General features: G+C 46.5%; 10 protein-coding genes. 8 read left to right on the top strand and 2 right to left on the bottom strand.

Annotated elements, in window-relative coordinates; all coding sequences use genetic code 11:
* Positions 1-5: 5 nt before the first annotated feature.
* The 3 genes from P0M28_RS11030 (at position 6) to P0M28_RS11020 (ending at position 2,818) form a co-directional block, all read left to right on the top strand.
* Entirely contained in the window at positions 6-965 is a 960-nt protein-coding gene (locus P0M28_RS11030) for an NAD-dependent epimerase/dehydratase family protein (protein WP_302209957.1), read from the top strand.
* A gap of 318 nt (positions 966-1,283) precedes the next feature.
* On the top strand, positions 1,284-2,459 hold the full coding sequence (locus P0M28_RS11025) for a sensor histidine kinase (RefSeq protein WP_302209956.1): 1,176 nt from the start codon (positions 1,284-1,286) through the stop codon (positions 2,457-2,459).
* A complete protein-coding gene (locus P0M28_RS11020) occupies positions 2,456-2,818 on the top strand; it encodes a response regulator (protein ID WP_302209955.1) in 363 nt (120 codons plus the stop codon). Before P0M28_RS11025 ends, P0M28_RS11020 begins: the two co-directional genes overlap by 4 nt.
* 89 nt (positions 2,819-2,907) lie before the next feature.
* Here the strand turns inward: P0M28_RS11020 and P0M28_RS11015 are convergent, their stop codons facing one another.
* Positions 2,908-4,635, bottom strand: coding sequence for a M3 family oligoendopeptidase (locus tag P0M28_RS11015; RefSeq protein WP_302209954.1), 1,728 nt, complete (start codon positions 4,633-4,635; stop codon positions 2,908-2,910).
* 125 nt (positions 4,636-4,760) lie between these two features.
* Positions 4,761-5,939, bottom strand: a complete 1,179-nt coding sequence (locus P0M28_RS11010) for a ferredoxin--NADP reductase (protein WP_302209953.1) — start codon at positions 5,937-5,939, stop codon at positions 4,761-4,763.
* Between the two features lie 275 nt (positions 5,940-6,214).
* Between P0M28_RS11010 and purB the strand changes: the two genes are divergently transcribed.
* The 5 genes from purB (at position 6,215) to P0M28_RS10985 (ending at position 22,425) form a co-directional block, all read left to right on the top strand.
* Positions 6,215-7,564: an adenylosuccinate lyase gene (gene purB / locus P0M28_RS11005; protein WP_302209952.1), complete on the top strand. Its 1,350-nt coding sequence runs from the start codon at positions 6,215-6,217 to the stop codon at positions 7,562-7,564.
* A 252-nt stretch (positions 7,565-7,816) separates the two neighbouring features.
* Entirely contained in the window at positions 7,817-8,296 is a 480-nt protein-coding gene (gene greA / locus P0M28_RS11000; protein ID WP_436841381.1) for a transcription elongation factor GreA, read from the top strand.
* Positions 8,297-8,435: 139 nt separating this feature from the next.
* The gene (locus tag P0M28_RS10995) at positions 8,436-8,831 is read left to right on the top strand and encodes an HIT family protein (protein WP_302209951.1); all 396 of its coding nucleotides are present in this window, start codon (positions 8,436-8,438) and stop codon (positions 8,829-8,831) included.
* 443 nt (positions 8,832-9,274) lie between these two features.
* Positions 9,275-9,658 carry a hypothetical protein gene (locus tag P0M28_RS10990; RefSeq protein WP_302209950.1) on the top strand — a complete coding sequence of 128 codons (384 nt, stop codon included), beginning with the start codon at positions 9,275-9,277 and terminating at the stop codon, positions 9,656-9,658.
* A gap of 5 nt (positions 9,659-9,663) precedes the next feature.
* Positions 9,664-22,425, top strand: coding sequence for a DUF8696 domain-containing protein (locus tag P0M28_RS10985; RefSeq protein ID WP_302209949.1), 12,762 nt, complete (start codon positions 9,664-9,666; stop codon positions 22,423-22,425).
* Positions 22,426-22,583 lie beyond the last annotated feature (158 nt).

Below are 22,583 nucleotides of genomic sequence, written 5' to 3'. Positions count from 1 at the left end.
ATATTATGGCAGACACGGGCAAAGTGCTGGTGGTTGGATCGAACGGGCAATTAGGAGTAGAACTGACGGATGCCCTGGTAGATTTTTACGGTGAAGATCAGGTAATTCCTTCGGATATCACCCCATCTGACCGGAAAAATTTTATCAAACTAGATGTGCTGAATGCTGACCAGCTACGTGCGATTGTGCAAGAACAGCAAATACAGGAGGTTTATCTATTAGCAGCACTACTTTCGGCACGTGGGGAAAAATACCCATTAGTGGCCTGGCAGATCAATATGGATGGCTTGCTGAATGTGCTGGAGCTGGCGCGAGAAGGAGTAATTCGCAAGATATTTTGGCCGAGTTCAATCGCGGTTTTCGGAGAAACTACTCCCAAAATAGATACCCCGCAGGAAACCATCATTTCACCTGACACCATGTACGGTATCACCAAGTTGGCGGGAGAGCGACTGTGCGCTTATTACGCTAAGAAATTTCAGGTAGACGTGCGGAGTGTGCGCTACCCAGGTTTGGTCGGCCACCGGGCATTGCCGGGCGGAGGCACTACCGACTATGCCGTAGCTATTTACCACAAAGCCGTGGCAGGCGAGGTCTATCGCTGTTTTCTTGCCCCCAATACGCGACTTCCCTTCCTATTTATGCCGGATGCTGTGCGGGCTACTCTAGAAATTATGCAGGTACCAGCCAATAAAATTAGCACACGCTCTAGCTATAACCTAGCAGGCTTCTCCACCACTCCGGCTGAAATAGCGACTTCTATTCAGCAGCATATTCCTGATTTTCAGGTTGAGTACGAACCTGATTTTCGACAGCAGATTGCCGATAGTTGGCCCGAGAGTATTGACGATCAGGTGGCTCGTAAAGATTGGGGGTGGCAGTCGCGTTACAGTTTAGCCGATATGAGCGAGGTGATGATTCAACATCTTAAGAAGCAGCTTTCTTCTAAAATACTTTCTTCTTAGCCACCCCTTTTCAGTACAACTTTTTCATAAATATTACTGGGAAATACTAAGGGGACAAATACCTCCTTTGTGGAACTGCGTAGGCACTATTTGTGCCATACATATCGAGCTATGTATCATGATGTAGAGAGGTGGTTTATAGGAAGGTTATTGCAGAATGCACCCAGTGTTCTTGAGCGTGCCCGCATTATTCTGCTCTTTCGTCTAATCATTATTACCATCTCACTCGTGTTTCTTCTCACTCTGGTAATGCGAGAAAACGCCGTAGGGGGATTCCAATCTTATGAGATAATTTTTCTATTAATCTTAGCCTTATTGATGGTTAGATTTCTCCGATCTATTGAAATCGTTAGCCACTTCTTAATTATTTTATCTACAATCAACCTATATATCGCCCTGCTCATTACCTATCAACAGGTGGAGAGCCTTTCTTACGTGTTTGGGATATCCAATATTATTTACGCACTCTATTTTTTGGGACGTCGCTGGGCGGTAGTTTACACGCTGCTCAACATACTTCCCATATTAAGTTGCGAGTATTTATTTCATCACGGATTTAAACTTCCGGTAGCACCACTGACAATGACATCAATTTCATTTTCTGAACGATATATGACATTGCTAACCGGATTAGTGTTGATTATCTTACAACTTTGGAGTTTCAGGTTGTCGTTTCGTATGTCAGCTGAAGGGCTGGAAAAAGCGTTGCAAAAGCAGAAGCATTTCACTCAGCAGTACATGGTATTAAGCCAGGAGCTGGCCGTTGCAAAAGAAAAAGCTGAAGAAGCGAGTCGGCTCAAGTCAAACTTTTTGGCAAATATGTCGCACGAAATCCGCACTCCGCTAAACGGTATTTTGGGGATCAATCAACTTTTAGAGGCTGAGATTCAAGATGCTCGCATTCAGGAGTATCTCACAATACAACGGCAAAGTAGCGAGCGTCTTATGAGTACCATGAGTAGCATTTTGCGTCTGTCGCACATTGAAACCGAGAAGGCAGTGATAGAAATGACCCCCATTGCTATTCACTCGATCATTCAAGAAAATATAGCTGTCTTACAAACAGTGGCTAGTCAGAAAGGTGTCGATTTACACTTTGCCCCGTGTTCAGAATCACTTCTGTGTGAGGCTGACAGAGACGCGCTCAATCAGATACTAATCAGCATAGTAGACAACGCTATTAAATTTACTGATAAGGGAGAGGTAGTGATAGAAACCGGGGTGAAGAAAGAAGATGCTTTATTCATTAAAGTGAAAGACATGGGGCGGGGTATTTCGCCTAAATTTAGAACGCAGATGTTTCTTCCCTTTACTCAAGAAAGCACCGGGCACGGACGTGAGTTTGAAGGAACAGGTTTGGGGCTTTGTATTGCCCAAAAATATTGTGAACTTTTGGGGGGAACTATCTCCGTAGAAAGCGTACCGGGGAAGGGTAGTACTTTTGAGATCATATTGCCGCTATTACGAAATGAGATTGAGAAAATAGAAGTATGAAAAAGATACTGTACGTAGAAGATGATAGAATAAATGCCTTCGTTCTCACAAAGTTGTTAGAGGATCAGTTTGAAATAGTGGTAGTGGTTGACGGAGAAAAGTGCTTGAATCAAATACAAAAGCAACAGTATGATCTTATACTGATGGATATTAATTTGGGTCAGGGAAAGATGGACGGGGTGCAAACCATGCAGAAGCTAAAAGAAATGCCCGCTTACCAAAGTACTCCGGTATTTGCCGTCACCTCCTACGCCAACCCCGGCGACCGGGAAAAGTTTCTGCATCAGGGCTTTGATGCCTATTTCTCTAAACCGGTAGATAAGGCACGTATTGTAGAAGCAATAACCAACTATGATTAAGTTACCGGTTTAGCAAGTTACAGGCGACCGCCGCGCGGTTTGAAGAATCAGTGTGTTCTAACTTAAAACCTGTAACTCAGAAACCTTGCTCATATCTTATCCAGCTCTTCCCGCACAAAGTTCATCAGTGATTTAATGTAGGTTGGACTAAAGTCAAATTTGATATTAGCCGCTTCGTACACTTCGGGAATTGTTTTGGTGTAGCCTAGCTTCAGCGCGTTTTTATAACCTTCCAATCCTTTCTTCGGATCATCTCGGTAGTTTTTCCAAACCGCAATAGCCCCTAGCTGGGCAAAGCCGTACTCAATGTAGTAGAACGGTACTTCGTACAGGTGAAGCTGTTTTTGCCATAGATGATTTTTAGCTTCTTCCAGTCCACTCCAGTCGGTAATATTATCCGAGAAGGTATCAAATATTCGGTTCCACGCCACCATTCTCTGCTTTAAATTATGATCTGGGTTTTCGTACACCCAATGCTGAAATTTATCGATGGTAGCTACCCAGGGTAATGTTTCAATAATTTGTTCCAGATGCTCTCGTTTAGCCCGCTTCAAATCTTCTTCATCTTCGAAAAACAGATGCCAATAATCCATCGAAATCAATTCCATCGCCATAGAAGCCAGCTCTGCCACTTCAGAAGGAGTATGCTGGAAATTGGTAAGCTCCAAATCGCGAGTTAAGAACGAATGCACCGCGTGCCCACCTTCGTGCATCATGGTGACCATATCGCGCAAGTTGGAGGTAGCGTTCATAAAAATAAACGGTACGCCAGTTTCGGATAATGGATAGTTGTAACCACCGGGGGCTTTTCCCTTGCGCGATTCTAAATCCAAATGACCCATCTCGCGCATAACTGCAATACACTCTCCCAAATAAGGGTCTAAGCTACCGAAGGCTTCAATCGTTTTCTGAGTAAGCTCTTTACCGGTTGAGAATGGCTTGAGGGGATGATTTCCCTCAGGGTCAACGGCTTTATCCCAGGGGCGCAGCCGTTTTACTTCTAGCTTGAGCTTACGGCCCTTAGCTAAATCGTTAAGCATGGGTACTACCTCGTCGGCTACTGCTTTATGAAAATCCAAGCAGTCTTGTAGGGCATAATCAAACCGTCCCATTTCGGTAAACTTATAGTCGCGGTAGTTATCAAAACCGGCATTTTTACCAATTTTGTCGCGTAGGCTAATGAGTTTGGTGAACAAGGCGTTCAGCGGGTCTTTATCTTCCAGGCGGCGCTTGGTAATTTTCTTGTAGGCTTTCTTTCGCACCTTGCGGTCAGTAGATTGTAGCTGGTTAGCGGCTTGTTGCAGGGTTACTTCCTGCTTATTGACCTTAACCGTCATGGCTCCGGAGATTTTTCCAAAATTCTGCGCTTCGTTCTGGGCTTTGGTTTGCAGCGGAATATTCTCTTCCCGGAAAATCTGAGCATCTTTTTCCAGTTCCCGAATCAGTATTGGGTAACCTCCCAGGTTTTTTAGCTCATCCAAGTACGGACTCGCCAAGGCTTTTTTATTTAGCTCGTTACTTACCGGGGAAATCTTAGGTTGGATTTGGGTAACAAACTCGGTGTAGCTTTCTCGGAGCTGGTTATCGGTAGTATCGCACGTCATTTTAATGTAACGCCAAGCTAAATCTTCCGAGATAACCGCCTCCAGCTCGCTACGGTCCTGAAACCACTGCTGAAGGTCAGCGGCAGATTTGATCTCACGTTCCAGCAGGTTGTCATAATAAGGCTTAAGTGCCTCCCAAGAAGTTACGGTAAAATCATTCGGTAATAGTGTTCTATCTTTCTTTTCCGGGATAGCTATATTGTCGGTGTTCATATTATTTCTGGGGATTGGGATATAGGTTTTAGGGGTTTGAACAGTTGCAAGTTACAGGTTTTAAGTTTAGAAAGTTAAAGGTTGAAGACGTGAGTATTCACTAAACTTTGAAACCTGAAACCAATTTAATCAATTTCAATAGTCACATCAGAGGTAAGAGGGTGCCCTACGCAGGTGAGTACGTAGCCTTCCTTCAGGTCATCTTCGGTGAGGGCGTCAGTTTCATCTAGTTTCATGCGGCCCGAGATGCATTTGCCCATGCAGGCGGTACAAATACCGCTCTGGCAAGAATAGGGTAAATCGATGTCCAGCGCAATCGCTGTTTCCAAAATAGTGCTGTCCGGGTCTACCGCAAAGCGATGCGTTTCACCCTCAAAGATAATGGTTACTTCGTGGGTTTCCGTAACGGGAATCTTATCATTGCCTAGCGCACCTACGGTAGTTTCAGTATCCCAAGTGGCGGAAGGCGATGATGTTTCGGCGGCAGTCTCTTCTTTTTTCGCCGGGGTAGCAGCTACAAAGCTCTCTTTGTGAATTAAAGAAGGCGGTACGTCAAGTTCGTTCAGGGCTTGTTGCACGTTTTCCATCATTCCCTGGGGGCCACACATAAAGTATTCGGTCTTATCCTCAGAAAAAGGTAAATCAGCCAATAGTTCCGGCACCCGCTCTGGAGTAATCAGTCCGCCGTGGCTAGTAAATTCGGAGTTCATATTTTCTAAGACGTGCGCCAAGTGAAATCGCTCGGGCATTCGGCTCTCCAACTGATGTAGATGCTCCCGAAAGATGATGGCCTCTTTATCGCGGTTCGCGTAGATCAGCGATACTTTAGACATAGGCTCCTTCTCCAGTACCGATTTTATTAGCGACATTAGCGGGGTAATGCCGCTTCCGCCCCCGAACATGACCAAATGCCGCGATTGGCTGGGATCTGGTTCCGTAGTAAACGTACCAGCGGGGGCTTGTACTTTAATGGTACTGCCCGGCTGCAAAGTATTGTTTAAGTAATTAGATGCCTTGCCGGAAGCAACTCGCTTTACCGTAACGGCTGGGTACTCGTCGGTAGAAGGCGAGGTAGATAGCGAGTACGAGCGTCGTACTTCTTCGCCATTAATATCTAGTATGAGCGTAAGAAATTGTCCTGGCTTATAAATCAAGTCAGGCTGGTCAAATACGATAGTAACAGCATCTGAAGTTTCTCGAATAATTTCTTTAACGGCTAACTCTTGTGAACGGGACTTCTTTGTCGGTGTATTCACTTCTGGTTCTTCTTTACTCTTGGACTTTGAGAAAATATTAAACTTCACAATTGGTAAGTGTTATGGTATTACAGTGTTTATGTGTTATTGTGCGAAGTGTCATAGTGTTCAGTTTACTTCGGAATAGCCACTATGGAATAGCCACTAAATGTTTATGTAGCTCAAATGTGAAACTATTGAAAGTACTTGAATACATTAACACGGTAACACTACGCACTAAAGCACTATAACACTCTCGGACTGAAATCTTCCCAAAATTATGACAGATGACCGGAAAATCGCGCACAAATTTCTAGTTTTGGATTTACTTTCAATCTAATCTTATGGAATTAACTTCCCTCACCGCAGTTTCACCTATTGACGGACGGTACCGAAGGCATACTACCTCGCTGGCTCCGTACTTCTCCGAATACGCACTTATCCGCTACCGGGTTTTGGTAGAAGTAGAATACTTTATCGCGCTGTGCGAATTGCCTGTGCCCCAGTTGGCTGAGATAGATGCCACAGTATTTCCGAAGTTGCGTGCGGTTGTAGAAAACTTTACCGAAGAAGATGCTCAAGCCATTAAACATTGGGAAAAGGAGACCAATCATGACGTGAAGGCGGTAGAATACTTTTTAAAAGATCGTTGGGATGCATTGGAGCTAGCCGATTACAAAGAATTTATTCACTTTGGACTTACTTCGCAGGATATTAACAACACCGCTATTCCACTAAGCTTGCGCGATGCCGTGCAGCAAGTGTATCAGCCGTTGTTGGATGATGTGCTGAACAGAGTTGAGAAACAAGCCGCTACCTGGAGCAACCTGCCCATGCTGGCCCGCACCCACGGTCAGCCAGCTTCACCTACTACCTTCGGGAAAGAGTGGCTAGTTTTTCACGAACGATTGCAGCAGCAACTAACTTTGCTCAAATCGGTACCGTTTGCGGCTAAATTTGGTGGGGCAACCGGCAATATGAACGCCCACGTAGTAGCCTACCCTGACCAAGATTGGAATGCATTTGCTGAAAAATTTGTGAATGAAACCTTGGGTTTACAACGAAGCTTTCCCACTACTCAAATTGAGCACTACGATCATTTGGCGGCTCTGCTCGATGCACTCAAGCGAATCAACATTGTTCTGATTGACTTTAGCCGGGATATTTGGCAGTACATATCGATGGGATATTTGAAGCAAAAAGTGGTGGAAAACGAAGTGGGTTCATCAGCCATGCCCCACAAAGTGAATCCCATTGATTTTGAGAATGCCGAAGGTAACTTGGGAATTGCCAATGCGCTATTAATTCATTTGGCTGAGAAGCTTCCAATTTCCCGCTTACAGCGCGATCTAACGGATTCTACCGTGTTGCGTAACTTGGGCGTTCCGTTGGGGCATATACTGATTGCGTTTCAGTCGTTGCTAAAAGGGCTGAATAAAATTGAAGTAAACGAAGCTGCTTTGCACGACGATCTGGAAGAAAACTGGGCGGTAGTAGCCGAAGCCATTCAAACCATCTTACGGCGCGAGGGTTATCCCCAACCCTACGAAGCTCTGAAGTCACTCACTCGGGGTAAAACCCAAATTTCGGAAGCAGATATTAAACAATTTATCGACTCGCTAGAAGTGGACGATTCTGTGAGGCAAGAGCTACAGGCTATTTCTCCATTTAACTACATTGGAATAAGAAACTAATGTTGGAAACTTTCAAGTTGAAAGTTTCCAAAACCCAGAACGTATAATCTGCCACCTAAAACCCGTAAGTTGGGAACTTTCTTTCCAAGAATCGCGGTTTGAAGAATCAGTCTATTTCCTTATTTTTGCGTGACGCTCTGCCCGCATTGGGTGGCGCGTTTTTTTTATCAACGTTAGTCTGACCTTCGAACAACGGCTACTTACGTAAGCCGTTCTTTTATTTCGGTAGGTGGATGTTAAATTTTATCAATTATGGCAGTATCATATTACACTAAAGAAGGACTGCAAAAGCTGAAAGATGAGCTAAACGAATTGAAAACCAAGGGGCGAACCGACATGGCCAAGCAGATTGCCGAAGCTCGCGACAAAGGTGACTTGAGCGAAAATGCTGAATACGACGCCGCTAAAGATGCTCAAGGCTTATTAGAGTTGAAAATATCGAAGTTAGAGGAAGTGGTAGGTAATGCTCGAGTTATTGATGAATCTTCTATTGACACATCTAAAGTTTCTGTGCTTTCTACCGTAAAAATTAAGAACAAGAAAAACGGGGCAACCGTGGCCTACACCCTGGTTTCGGAAGAAGAAGCGAATTTGAAAGCGAACAAAATATCGGTGAAATCGCCATTTGGTAAGGGGCTACTTGGCAAAAAAGTAGGTGAGGTGGCCGAAGTAAAAGCTCCCGCCGGCACGATGGAGTTTGAAGTACTGGATATTTCAGTGAGTGGAATGTAAATAGTTAATGTTATGGTGTTTTAGTGCGTAGTGTTAGAAGGTTCATATTTTAAATTCAGTAATCAGAACCCCAAGTTTAGTAAATTCGCACATGAGCACGTTAACACAATAACACTCTAGCACCAAAACACCAGCGTTCATGCCCAGCATCTTCACCAAAATTATTAATCGGGAAATTCCGGGCCATATTGTGGCTGAGAACGACCATGCTATTGCTTTTCTGGATATTCGTCCGCTCACTAAAGGCCACACCTTGATAGTGCCTAAGCAGGAAGTTGACTATCTCTTTGATCTGGACGATGAGGCGTACACGCGGCTTAATCTGTTTGCCAAGCAAGTGGCTATTGGAATTAAGAAAGTGATTAACTGCCAACGCATTGCTACCGCGGTTATTGGTCTGGAAGTACCCCACGCCCATATTCACCTTATTCCTATTAACAGCATGAGCGATGCTAACTTTAGCAATCCCAAGCTCAATCTAAGCGACGAGGAAATGGCTCAGGTGGCAACTGACATTCGCTCGGCGGTGAATTAGCACTTTATACGTATTATTTAGTACCGAAGGCATCCTCGAGTGGGGATGCCTTTTTTGTTACCAAAAACCTGTTCTTCTCCCATTTTTTGTCATTCGTCAACTCCGGTAACTCAATCTTTTATAGTTGCACTGATTTGGTACATCATAGTGAAGGGGTCACAATATATCACACTTTTATTCTGAGGTGAATACTCTATTTTTAGTAAAAGAGTACAGAGAAAACACCCGGAATAGTGGAATTTTATTGGCAGAATACAATTAATCCCAAAGAGGGAATAAATAATACTACCCTACCTTCCTTACCAGGACACTAAAGAATATCCTGGCCTTACAGCGAAAAACGAGAAAAAATTGCAGTGTACCATTTTAAGCAAAAAGTGCAAGATAATAATCAGAAAACTCTAAAACCCACGATAATGGCAGAAAGCGTCATTTCTAGAAATATGAAAAAGTTATATCTGATTGGCCTATTGTGTTTGGGTAGCCAGTGGGTGCTAGGGCAGTGTCTAGGAGACCCTATTACTTCATTTGTGCTAGAAAAAGCTGAGATAGTCAACCAAGAAGATCAGAGCGGAGAAATATCGGTGAGAATACAAGGGGGTAGCCCACCATACATTTATAAGCTTGTTGCGGATCATCGGGGAAAAGGTACTAAAGAAGTAAGCATATCACCAGCCACTAATCAGCGAGAATACACCTTCCGTGATGTACCGGGTAATACTAGCTTTTTTTATCGGGTAGAGGTCATATCGAGTAACGAAAGTAAAGGGCAGCTACTACAGGCAATATGTCAAAAGCGAGCGGTGCTAAATATCGAATTGAAATAAGACTGATGAAAAGAAGTATACTGTTTGTTATTGTGCTTTTTGCTTGGCTATTAAATACTAGTCAAGTATTAGGTCAATGTACAGGGACTCCATTCAATGATATTGCGATAACAGATATACAAAATGTTACCTGTAATGGTGGTGCAGATGGATCAATTACAGTAGAAGTAGATGGAGGGGAAGCCCCCTTCGTATACGAGCTTGTTTTAGATCAAGGAGGGGCGGGAGTTACTCCTTTGCTTAGCTCGCCTTCTACTACTGATACAGAGTATACTTTTTCTGGTCTACCAGCGGAAACCGTAGCTGGTGGCAATTATCGAATTATTGTTAAAACTTCTAACAGCCATTCTAGTGGTATTCCTATACTAGTAGCATCATGCAGTGAGAGAAGAATTGATGACATTGACCTTACTCAACCTGATGCAATTGTGATAAACACGGGTGTTGTAGCTATAAACAGTAATAATAGATGTATAGCCCCGTTTGATGGTAGTATTGATGCTACCGGAGCAGTTAGCGGAGGGAATGGTTCATACGAGTACTCCATCGACGGTACGAACTTCCAGGCTAGTCCAATATTTTCTAATCTTGAACATAATACCTATACTCTTTCGGTGCGTGATGCCAATGGCTGTGTAGAAACAGAGTCTATCACCGTACCTGACAATCGAGTGGCTCCTACCACCACCATTTCGCCCGACCCGGCTAACGTCTGTATTAGCACTGATTTAGTGCTTAATGGAAACCCAGCCGGTGGTTCGGGAACGTATACCCACAGCTGGACGGGGGATATTGCTTCACTGTCAGATCCTAACATTCAAGGTCCTACTTTCAATTCAGCTACCGCAGGTACTTTCAACCTTGCGTATACCGTTACCGATGATAACGGTTGTACCGCTACGGATAATATTACGGTTACGGTAGTGGATGATCCCGATTTGAGTCTGCCGGTGTCAGTTCAAACCACCCCAATTTGTTCGGGAACCGGAACGAACATTCAGGTAGGGAACTCTGAGTCGGGATATAACTATACGCTACGGGATGCTGGAAACAACGTAATTAGCGGGCCGGTAGCTGGTAACAACGGAACTATCGATCTTCCTACCGGAAACCTAACCACGACAACTACTTTCAACATATTAGTCACTAATGGTTTATGCGTAGATCAGCAGCTTACCAATACCGCCACGGTTACGGTGGTTCCGGCTCCTGATGTAACCCTACCCGTTTCGCCCGAAGTAGCTACCCTCTGCGAAAATACGGGCACTAATATATTTGTAGATAATTCTGAGAATGGATTTATTTACCAACTCCGGGAAGGTACTACCCCTATTGGGCCTACCCAAACCGGAGACGGTGCTCGGCTTACCTTTCCCACGGGAAATCTAGCTACGACTACCACATTCAATGTAACGGTAGATAATCTTACTTGCCCGCCTCAGCAGTTAAATACTACGGCTACCGTTAATGTAGTCAACAATCCTGATTTAGCGTTAACGGTTACTGCTGCCTCACCCGAGGTGTGTCCGGGAACCGGAACCAATATTTTAATTGACGGCACTGAAGTAGGCTATTCTTACCAACTTCGTAACGATGCAGGAGATATTATTATCACCACTCCGGCGGTGGCGGGAACCGGAGGACAAATCAGCTTAGCTACGGGTAATTTAGCGGCAGCTACTACCTTTAACGTACTCGTAACCAACGGCATTTGTGTCGATCAGGAATTAGCTACTCTGGTTACGGTAAATTTACATACGCCCCCGTCATCCGCTACACTGTCGGGCGATGCCACGATTTGTGAGGGCAGTAGCACCAATCTTGCCGTAGCAATTGTAGACGGTACTGCTCCCTACAGCTTCACCTTAAGCGATGGCACTCCGGTAAGCGGATACAGTAACGGCGACTTTGTTAGCGTGACTCCTACTTCTACTACTACCTATACTATTGTGGGCGACGTAACCGATGCGAATGGTTGTACGGTAGCTGGAAGTGGTTCGGCAACCGTCACGGTAGATCCATCACCGGATATTAGTTTGGGGGTAAGTGCCATTAGTCCGGCGATTTGTGAGAACACAGGTACTACTATTGTAGTGAGCGGCAGTGAAGCGGGGGTAGACTACCAGCTCCGTAATGATGCCGATGACTCCCTAATTGGAACGGCTGTGACTAGTACCGGGGGCGACTTAGGCTTGCCTACGGGCAACCTGACCGGAGATATGACTTTCAATGTGGTGGCCGATAACGGAAGCTGTCCTCCGGTAGAACTGACCCAAACAGTGAGTGTGACAGTCGCCGAAAACCCTGATGTGAGTTTGACGGTAGAGATGCAAGATAATGAAGTATGTTCGGGTAGTGGTACCAATGTGATTGTGCGTAGTTCGCAGAGTGGGTATACGTATGAGTTGCGGGACAATGTGACCAGTGCATTGCTTGGAACGGCTATTACTAGCACGGGGGGAGATCTTTCCCTGCCCACCGGGGCATTGACGGCTAACCAAACATTCAAGGTGCTGGTCAGCAATGGGGGTATCTGTGCTGATGCTCAGCTTACCCAAACCCCTGCCGTTACCGTCAACCAAGGGCCTACGTCAGCAGTGCTGTCGGGTGGAGGTAGTATTTGCAATGGTAGCACCGCTAGTCTTGCTGTGAATATTAGTGGCGGTACGGGTCCTTATGATTTTACCTTAAGCGACGGAACCTCATTTACTGGTCACAATGGCACCGATGCTATTTCAGTTAGCCCGACTACTACCACTACGTACACCATTGTGGGAGGTGTTACTGATGCGAATGGCTGTACCGTTACTGGAACGGGTTCTGCTACCGTAACGGTTAACGATCCACCGACTTTAGCCGAACTATCAGGTGACAATACTATCTGCGAAGGGGAAACTGCCAACTTGTTAGTAACAATTAGTGGGGGTACCGGACCGTACACTATTGAGATAGATAACGGCATTGGGGTAGTAAATAACTATAATAGCGGTAACCCAATTCCAACTCCCGCACTTACGGCTACCACTACATATAATTTAGTAGGTAACATAACTGATGCGAATGGCTGTACCGTCGCCGGAAGTGGTTCGGCTACTATTACTGTGGTGCCCCCGCCAGTGTTGACTCTCACCGTAACTGCCCAAGATGCTACGATTTGCTCTGGTACCGGAACCAGTATTTTAGTAGATGGCACGGAAAACGGATTTAGCTATCAGCTTCGTAACGCAGCTGATAACAGTGCTATTGGCTCTGCAGTAATAGGCAACGGCGGTCAGATCAGCTTACCCACTGGAAATCTTACCGCTACTACTAACTTTGAGGTAACGGTAAGCAACACTACCTGCCCCGAAACTGAGCTGACAAATACCGCTCAGGTCACCGTTGAGTCCTCGCCGAATATTAGCCTAGGGGTGAGTGCTGATGATCCAACAATTTGTGAGAACGGTAGCACCAACATTGTAGTAGTCAACAGTGAGCTAGGCGTAGACTACCAACTTCGTAACGATGCGGATGATTCTTTGATTGGTGTCGCTGTACCCGGTACGGGAAGTGACCTGAACTTGCCGACAGGCAACCTAACCGGGGATATTACTTTCAATGTGCTAGCTGATAACGGAAGCTGTCCTCCGGTAGAGCTAACCCAGACGGTGAGTGTAACGGTGGCGGAGAATCCGGATGTGAGCCTAACGGTAGAGATGCAGGACACTGAGGTATGTTCGGGTGGTGGTACTAATGTGATTGTGCGTGGTTCACAGACTGGCTACACCTACCAGTTACGAAACGATGCGGATGACTCGTTGATCGGTTCAGTAGTTGCGGGAACCGGGGCTGACATTAACTTACCGACGGGTACGTTGACGGCCAACCAGACATTCAATGTATTGGTCAGCAATGGGGGCATTTGTACTGATGCTCAGCTCACTCAAACTCCTGCCGTTACTGTCAACGAAGGGCCAACCAGTACTTCGCTGAGCGATGATGGGGATATTTGCGCCGGAGAAAATGCCAATTTACAAGTTACCATTAACGGTGGTGCTCAGCCGTACACTATTACTCTTGACAATGGCATTGGTACCCTTACGGGTTACAACAGTGGTCAAGCTATTCCAGTAAGTCCGATTACTACTACCACATACAATTTGGTGGGCAACGTAGTAGATGCTAATGGCTGCACGGTAGCGGCCAGTGGCTCTACCGAAGTGGTGGTGAATTCCGTCACCGCTGATGCTGGAGCCGATCAGAATATTGCTTTTGACACCAACATTCAACTGGTGGGTTCGGCTAGTGGTGGCCCGGGTTCGTATAGCTATCGCTGGGAGCCAGTAGATTCTCTACAAAATCCACTAATGGAGACTGCCCAGAATCCACAAACAAAAAATCTGCGGGCAACTACCAATTTTATACTCACGGTTACTGACCTGTCAACATTATGTACTGATATCGACATTGTGCAGATAGGCGTAACCGGTGGCCCGCTATTGGCGACTGTTTCTGCTACGCCTAATGAAATATGCGAGGGCGAAAGTACCCAGCTAGAGGTGGTACCCTCGGGTGGCGACGGTACTTACACCATTACTTGGGATAACGCCGCATTGCTAGATGATGATGAAAGCACTACTCCTATTGCTACGCCAACAGCTACTACCACCTTTCAAGTGACTGTTGAAGATGGAGCTGGACAAACTATTACTCGTTCGGTGCTAGTAACTGTAAATCCGTTACCTACTGTAAATACCGACCCTGCCGATCAGGCAGTCTGCGAAGGCCAGAATGCCACGTTTACCGTAGCCGCTACGGGTACGGGTTTAACCTACCAGTGGCAGGAAGATACCGGAGGTGGCTTTGCCGATTTAGCCGGGGAAACGGGTTCTTCACTTAACGTATTCGGGGTAACCTTAGCGCAGTCGGGTAATCAGTATCAGGTGGTCGTTACCAGCGACGAAGGTTGTGACATCACTTCTGCTAGTGCCACGCTAACGGTGCCTAATCCGCAGGTTACCACTCAGCCTACTGACCAAACTGTTTGTACGGGTCAAGATGCTACATTTAATGTAGTAGCTTCGGGCAGCGGCCTTACGTTTCAATGGCAGGAAGATAACGGCGGTGGCTTTGCCGATTTAGTAGGGGAGACCAATCCTTCACTGATCGTGAACGGGGCTACCCTGACCCAATCGGGTAACCAGTATCAGGTTGTAGTTACTGATGCCAATGGGTGCTCGACTACCTCTAGCGCAGCTGAACTGACGGTAACTAACGCCCCGGATGCTACTTTCACCTACGACAATACGGATTACTGTCCAACGGGTACTGTCTCGCCTAACACATTGCCACCTACTGCGGGCGGAATGTATAGTGCTAGCGGTGGCTTAACTATTGATGCCACCACCGGAGAGATAGATTTAACCAGTGGAACACTGGGTACTACGTATTTTATTACCTACGAAGTCGGTAACCTTACTTGCAACGATAGCCATACAGTCTCTCTAACCATTACCAATCCAAGCGACCCAGGTTTTAACTACGGCGGGGCAACCACTTTTTGCCGAACGGATGCTAATCCTACAGTGACCATTACCGGAGATGCCGGTGGTTCCTTTTCAGCTATTCCCGCCGGTTTGTCCATCGTACCCAACGGAACTGGAGCGGGTGCTATTGATCTTTCGGCCAGTACAGCGGGTATTTACAATGTTACCTATTTCGCACCAGGTACTTGCAATACCGATAGTACGATCAGCGTTACTATCACTGATCCGGCTGCTTCTACCCTTACTTATCCGGCATCAGATTTTTGTAAACTGCCCGGGGCAACTACATCGCCTACCAGTCCAAGTCCGGTAAGCGGCTCATTTTCAGCTGGCGCAGGACTATCTATTAATGCTACGACCGGGGCTATTGATATAGAAAATAGTACTGCGGGTAATTATACAGTTACCTACACCTCGAGTACTACCTGTGCCAGTCCTGCTACTTTTGATTTAACCATCTCTGACGCACCTGTTGTCAATGCTGGAGCCGATGGTGCATCGTGTACTCTTGAATACCAACTTACCGGAAATACCCCTGGGGCGGGTACTGGTACTTGGACCGTTACTGCTCCGGCACCCGGGTCAACTACTGTATCTTTTGATGATCCTACTTCACCAACTGCTACCGTTACGGTAGATATTCCTGGTCGCTATACTTTCCAATGGGAAATAGACAACGGGGCTTGCCCGCCGGCCACTGATGAAGTAGAGATAGATTTCACCGATCCATTAGTAGTAACCCACACGCGTAATGCTCCTGATAGGTATGATAATGCAGATTGCACCGGAAGCGGTGGTAGTTACTTTGGCAGTTATGAAGTGAGTGTCAGTGGAGGAAGTGGCAATTACAGCTATTTATGGGCAGGCAACGATTGGAATGGTAATCCTATCAACGAAACTGATCCATACCTCAATGGAGGTCTTGGTTTTGGGATAGCTGGTGGCATCTATACATTGACTGTAACGGATGACGATACAAACTGTGATACTACCGTTGTAGCTGTAATTGGTAATCTGGATTTAAATACTGAAGGAGCTACCCCTAACGTTGAAGTAACCACTACCGCCAGTTGCGATGGATCAGCTACAGGCGACATTGAAGTATCTATTCCAGCTTCAGGCGATCAATATTTAGTACGGGTATACGACAGCCTTGGGGTGCAAATTGACGAATCAAGCCCATTCATAGGGAACGCAGCCACTTATCAGTATTCTGTATCTACGGCTGGAACTAACTTGGCGGCTGGGACTTACTACATTGAGGTATCCAATGTTACAAGTAACGAAGCTTGTCGCACCGGTGATACCGTGGTTATTGCAGCTATAGCTACTCCGGTAATTACGTTAGTAAATCAGACTGACCCAAGCTGTGTTGGTAATACCGACGGTACTATTGAGGTTTCGGTAGCAGGAGGAAGTGGAACGTATTCTTTTCAGTGGTTTCAAGGAAGTGTAGCACTATCTGGGGAAACTTCTACCATTATTACCCGGGGAGTTGGTGAGTACCAAATAGTAGTGACTGATGATATTACCGGATGTACGGTGGATGAGACGTATGAACTCTTTGACCCTCCTCTGGCAACTGGTCCTAATGCCCAAACACCATTACCCTCCATTACCTGCAATACCTTTACTATTCAGTGGGATGAGGTATCTGGTGCCGAATACCGGGTAGATGTAGCGACTGATGCTAATTTTGGTCTGGGAACCTTTGTTACTGGTTACGAGAACGAAGACGTTCCCGCTGGAACTTTCCAGCTAAACGTAACCGGACTCTCTCCTGAAACTGATTACTTCTACCGAGTACGATCCGTACTTAGTGGTTGTGTTTCTGATAACTCCGATACCATCACTGTAACCACCGAAGGTGCTCCGGCCACCACGGCCACCTCGGCTGCCGGCATTGCCTGCGATGCGTTTACCGCTCGCTGGGTATCCGTAACCGGAGCTACCAACTACTTCATTGACGTGGCTAACGATGTTGACTTTACTAGCATTCTGGCGGATTATAATAATGAAGTCGTACCTACCGATACGTTTTTAGTTGTCAATCTGGGTATCTCGTCCGGAACTGAATACTTTTACCGGGTTCGTACCGAGACCAGTTGCGGTATTTCGGTCAATTCTGATACCATTAGCGTCACTACCTTAGGCGGTACTGTAGTAGCACCCACCAATGTAATTGCTGATAATCCTACCTGCGATGGATTCCGCCTGACTTGGGATGCAGCAACCGGTGCGTTGAATTATCGGGTAGAAGCATCAGACGATGGTTTTGTGACTACTACTCCTCAAACAGTTTCCGGTACTACCTATACCTTCACCGGGCTAGATATTGGCCAGACGTATGACTACCGTATTACTTCTATTGGCTTATGCGGTGATGGGAATACTACGGCAGTAGCATCATTTGCTACCCGTACGGCACCGACAGCTACCGACCAAACTCCCGTAGTTTGTGAAGACGCTGGCACCCCCGGAGAAGCCATCGTAGACTTGACCGCTCTGGAACTATCCATCAACGGTGGAGCGGGAGCTACCATTGATTGGTTTGAAGACAATACATTAGCTTCTCAAATTCCTGCTCCTACTAGCTTTTCTGTAAACGATGGGGATATTGTATACGCTCAAGTGACAGAAAACGGCTGCACCAATGTGGCTGAAGTTACCTATACCGTCCGTAGCTTACCCGCTGTAACTGATCAAAACTTAGCAGTCTGCGAAGATACCGAAGGTAGTGGTACTGCTACGGTAGACTTAACTGACCTTGCTTTACAATCTGCTATTGATGGCGGAGCTGGTTCTGCCTTTACTTGGTATACTGAAGCTACCTTAACTACTCAGGTAGCTGACCCTACTGTAGCTTCGGTGAACAGTAGTACCACGCTCTACGCGGAGGTTAGCGACGGAAGTTGTATCAGTGTCGCCACGGTAAGTTACACGGTCAACGCAATTACCCCGGTAAGCATTTCCGGGCTAAACAACGCCTACTGCGAAACCGATGGCGCAGTAAACATCAATCCTGGTTTGGGTGGCGGAACCTTCACTGGGCCGGGCATTACTGATAATGGCAACGGAACGGCAGATTTTGACCCAGCCATCGCCACCGTAGGAACCCACACCATTACCTACGAATTTACCAACGCCAACGGCTGCATTAGCACTGCTACCGAGCAAGTAGTCGTTAACGACTGCTCAACCGGACCGGTGCCTAACTTCAATGCTAGTCCAACTACCGTTTGTGTAGGTGAAACGGTTCGGTTTGAGGATGCTTCTTCGGGAGCTACTACCTACAACTGGGATTTTGGGGCTGGTGCTAGTCCGGCAACTGCTACTGGAGTCGGGTTTCATGACGTTACCTACAGCGTGGCTGGACCAGTTACAGTAAGCCTAACCATTGATCAAGGATTAGCGACCGATAGCACTGAAACTAAAGTAAATTTCGTTACAGTGACTAGCTCCGCAGCGGTAAGCTTGAGCTATCCTACCGATAGTTACTGCCCTACGGATGGCGATCCTACTCCGAGTGTAGCCCCCGCCGGAGGTACGTTTAGTAGTACGCCCGGGTTGGTCATCAATGCTACCACAGGAGTTATTGAGGTAGCGAACAGTAACGCTGGCACGTATGAGGTTACTTACGCCATCGGAGGAACCTGCTCACCCAGCGGAACGTTTGACGTAACCATTCAACCGGAAGAAAGCGCAGACTTTAGCTACCCGGCAAACATATTCTGCACCGACGATGCAAACCCAGTAGCGACCATTAGCGGGACCACTGGAGGCACATTCTCTAGTACATCGGGGCTACCCATTAATACTGCCACGGGTGAGATTGATCTTGCGACGGCATCAGCGGGTGCTCATTCCGTTACTTACGAAACGAATGGCCCCTGCCAAGTGAGTCAAACGATTCCTATCACCATCAACGCCGCCCCAGATGCTAGCTTTAGCTATAGCAGCGGTACTTACTGCGTAAGTGATCCTACCAACCCTACACCATCGGTGATAACTCCCGGAGGTACATTTACCGCTGATCCGGGAATAGTATTTGATGACGTGACTACGGGTGAGATTGATTTAGTAGCTAGTACGGTTGGTGGGCCATACCTAATTACGTATAGCTTCAATACTGGGCCATGCCCAACCAGCGAAACCTTCAGTGTAACAATTGCTAGTACAGCTAATGCAACCTTTAGCTATGCGGTTGGTCCGTACTGTCAAGGAGATATTGATCCAACTCCAGCGTTTCCTCCTGGAGCCAGTGCTGGAACATTTACTGCATCACCTGCTGGGCTGATTATCAATGCTACAACTGGAGAAGTTGATCTATCCGCCTCCAATTCTGGAACCTACACCGTAGAAAATGAGATTATCTCAGGTAGTTGTAATGATACGCAAACCTCCTCAATAGAGATTTTAGACGATGATGACCCCAGTTTCAGCTACGCTAGCACTAGCTTCTGCAAAGGACAAGCCGATCCTTCCCCAACTGTTGATAACCCTACGATTCCTCCCGGTACGTTTAGCAGTGCCACGTTACTAATTGATAGTAATACCGGCGTAGTTAATGTGGCTGGCTCGAGTATAGGTACGCACAATATCACGTATACTACCGGAGGTACTTGCCAAACGGATAGCACGATTGAAGTAACCATTAATGCCGAAGAAATAGCTGACTTCAACTATGGCGGGGTAACCGTATTCTGCCAGAACGAGCCTACTAATCCAACTGCTACCATCGTTGGAAATACCGGAGGTACTTTCTCGGGCACAACGGGTCTGGTGATAGATGCTGCCAGTGGAGAGATCAATCTATTGGCTTCCACAGCGTCCTCTCATACTGTAACCTACGATACGGATGGGCCTTGCTCAGACGTTATGACTTTGGCAATTGAGATTGCTGCAGTTCCGGTAGCAATGGATCAAACGCCTCCGGCTATTTGCGAGGATAGCGACGGTAGTAATTTAGCCACGGTTGATTTAACCGAACTGCAAGGCGATGTTAACGGAGATGCTGGAGTAACCTACCAATGGTTTAGCGACCCCGGGCTTACCAACGATATTACCGCTTCGGCTAGCAGCTATGTGGTGGCAAATAATCAAACCGTATTTGTGTTAACTACTAACGCTGCTGCTTGCACCGATACTGCCGAAGTAACGTACACAGTCACCCCAACCAATTTGTGTGGCTGCGGATTTGATTTGGCGGCCTTCAATGTAGTGCCTACCGATGCTAGTTGTATTGGAGCTGAGGATGGTCAGATTCAGGTATTTACCGAAACATCTTCCATTGCGCCACCTAGTCGGTTCCGCTTCCGCTATCAGTCGTTAGACGATCTTACCATACTATCTCCTTGGGATTCAACTTCCTCCGACCTTACCGGAATTGGTTTTGTCGTGTTTGACCCGGATACGGTATTGGCTGGAAACTACCGAGTAATTATTGAAGACAGGTTTGCTGGGCTAACCTGTACGCCGAGAGATACTATTGAGGTGCAAGTTGGAGTACAAAACGAAATTGAAGTAAGTGTTCAAGCAGAAACCTGTACCACAGCGGGAGCTATCTCACTAGAAATACCAGATGGCTGCTTAGATGACATTACCCCGGAGTATGTAATGTTCCGTACGAATGATGATGGTATTGAGGAGGTATATAACGACTTCTTACGAGAACCACCGGGGAGTAATACCTTTACGAATCTGGAGTCAGGAGACTATCGCATTGCTTTATATGTATTTGATGAAAGTGCAAATGCTGATACATTAGCTAGTATCCGAACATTCGTCCCCAACAACTGCTCGATAGTAGGCGGGGATACTACGATAACGACTTGTTCACTCGATGGCCGACTTGTTATTCCTAGTACCACTTTAACCGAATGCGGAGCTAGCACTGGAGTGCTGGAACTGACAGTACAAGGGGGTGAAAGCGAAGAGTATACGTTTACGATTCAATCATCGGATGGTATTGTGCGTACTGAAACCGGGCTAGGGTCAGTGACCTTTACGGATGTTCCTATCGGTCGCTACATTTACACGGTAGTTACCGAAGATGGCAGGGATAATTGTAGTGCTTCGGCTCGGGTGGGCGATAATGGAATTGTCTTCACTACCGAGAGTATTCTGCCCGACTGCGATGATCCTGACCAAACGGCTGACCTTACTGTAACCATAGATACGCTATTCTCAGCCGCTTCGGCTCCCTATGATGTATACGCCGTATTCGGTAACGACACAATCAGTACTACACTTATCGATATTAGCGAAACTTCCGCTACGCTCGCGGGATTGTCTACCGGGCAAAGTTATCAGATAACAGTAGCCTCCCGCGATGAGAATGCTTGTCCGAAGACAGAGACAGTACCTGTTCCCGGAACCGGAGAAGATGCGCTCGCTTTTGCGGCTCGTCCGCAGAGCATCACCTGTTTTGGTGAGTTTGGTTCGGTAACGGTAGATAGTATCCAGGCGGTAGATGGTCTTTCGCTCAGATTCTTACTCTACCGGGTAGACCAACTAGATGCGATTGATCAGGCAACCTTTAATCGATTGCCGCTGAGTTATACCTTCGAGCAGTTGCAGCCAGGAGATTATCAGATTGAACTGGAGCAACAGCAAGGTAATTGCGATCGGGTGAGCCGCATTCGCTCAGAAACATTCCGAATAGAAGGACCGACCTCGCCCCTGGAAGCTGATGTGCCCGAAGATGTGATTGCTACGGTTGAGTATCCTTACGGTAACATTGAGGTTAATGACATCCGCGGGGGAGTAGCTCCTTACGAAGTACGCATTGCCGTAGACCCGGCGGGTAATTCTCAAGACTGGGTAGAGGTAGTGAACGACAATCCGGCAATCAACCCTTTCCAGCACGTATTTATGGACCAAACGTTAGGTACCTACCAGATAGAAATTCGGGATCAGTTGGGCTGTGTGAGGCCCTACATCGTGTCGGTCAACTACACGGCAGATTTGTACATTCCTAATATTTTTACACCCAATGGCGACGGTGACAATGATACTTTTCGGGTAATTAATCTGGACAGGTTTACCTCCGACGACGATAAGGCGACAATCATCATTACTAGCCGTTGGGGTAATAAGGTGTTTGAATCAGACGCTTACACTGAGGAAAATTTCTGGGATGGAGGAGAATACCCTGATGGGCTGTATTTCTACCGTCTGAACTTACCTAATGGCGAAGGTTACACCGGGTGGGTAGAAATTTGGCGGGGAAGAACGCCTTAATTTTACGTGAACTATGGATTACAACTTATCAATGGAGTATTGTAAGTGCTTGATCTTCAATGCTCTGCCCTTAAGCCGGGCGGGCTTTTACTTTTCCATCGATGAAAAGTAAACAAAAATCTAGGAAATCTTGAAACTCGCTGCGCTCAAACAGCAAG

Origin of the sequence: Tunicatimonas pelagia (assembly GCF_030506325.1) — a bacterium.
Taxonomy (GTDB): domain Bacteria; phylum Bacteroidota; class Bacteroidia; order Cytophagales; family Cyclobacteriaceae; genus Tunicatimonas; species Tunicatimonas pelagia.
Note: the sequence above shows the minus strand (reverse complement) of the source record. Positions and strands in the feature narration are given on the sequence as shown.

Excerpts from the sequence above, each read along its gene's own strand:
- P0M28_RS10985 (WP_302209949.1), top strand. The coding sequence starts at position 9,664 with ATGAAAAGAAGTATACTGTTTGTTATTGTGCTTTTTGCTTGGCTATTA.
- P0M28_RS10995 (WP_302209951.1), top strand. The coding sequence starts at position 8,436 with ATGCCCAGCATCTTCACCAAAATTATTAATCGGGAAATTCCGGGCCAT.
- P0M28_RS10990 (WP_302209950.1), top strand. The coding sequence starts at position 9,275 with ATGAAAAAGTTATATCTGATTGGCCTATTGTGTTTGGGTAGCCAGTGG.
- P0M28_RS11025 (WP_302209956.1), top strand. The coding sequence starts at position 1,284 with ATGGTTAGATTTCTCCGATCTATTGAAATCGTTAGCCACTTCTTAATT.
- greA (WP_436841381.1), top strand. The coding sequence starts at position 7,817 with ATGGCAGTATCATATTACACTAAAGAAGGACTGCAAAAGCTGAAAGAT.
- P0M28_RS11020 (WP_302209955.1), top strand. The coding sequence starts at position 2,456 with ATGAAAAAGATACTGTACGTAGAAGATGATAGAATAAATGCCTTCGTT.
- P0M28_RS11015 (WP_302209954.1), bottom strand. The coding sequence starts at position 4,635 with ATGAACACCGACAATATAGCTATCCCGGAAAAGAAAGATAGAACACTA.
- P0M28_RS11030 (WP_302209957.1), top strand. The coding sequence starts at position 6 with ATGGCAGACACGGGCAAAGTGCTGGTGGTTGGATCGAACGGGCAATTA.
- purB (WP_302209952.1), top strand. The coding sequence starts at position 6,215 with ATGGAATTAACTTCCCTCACCGCAGTTTCACCTATTGACGGACGGTAC.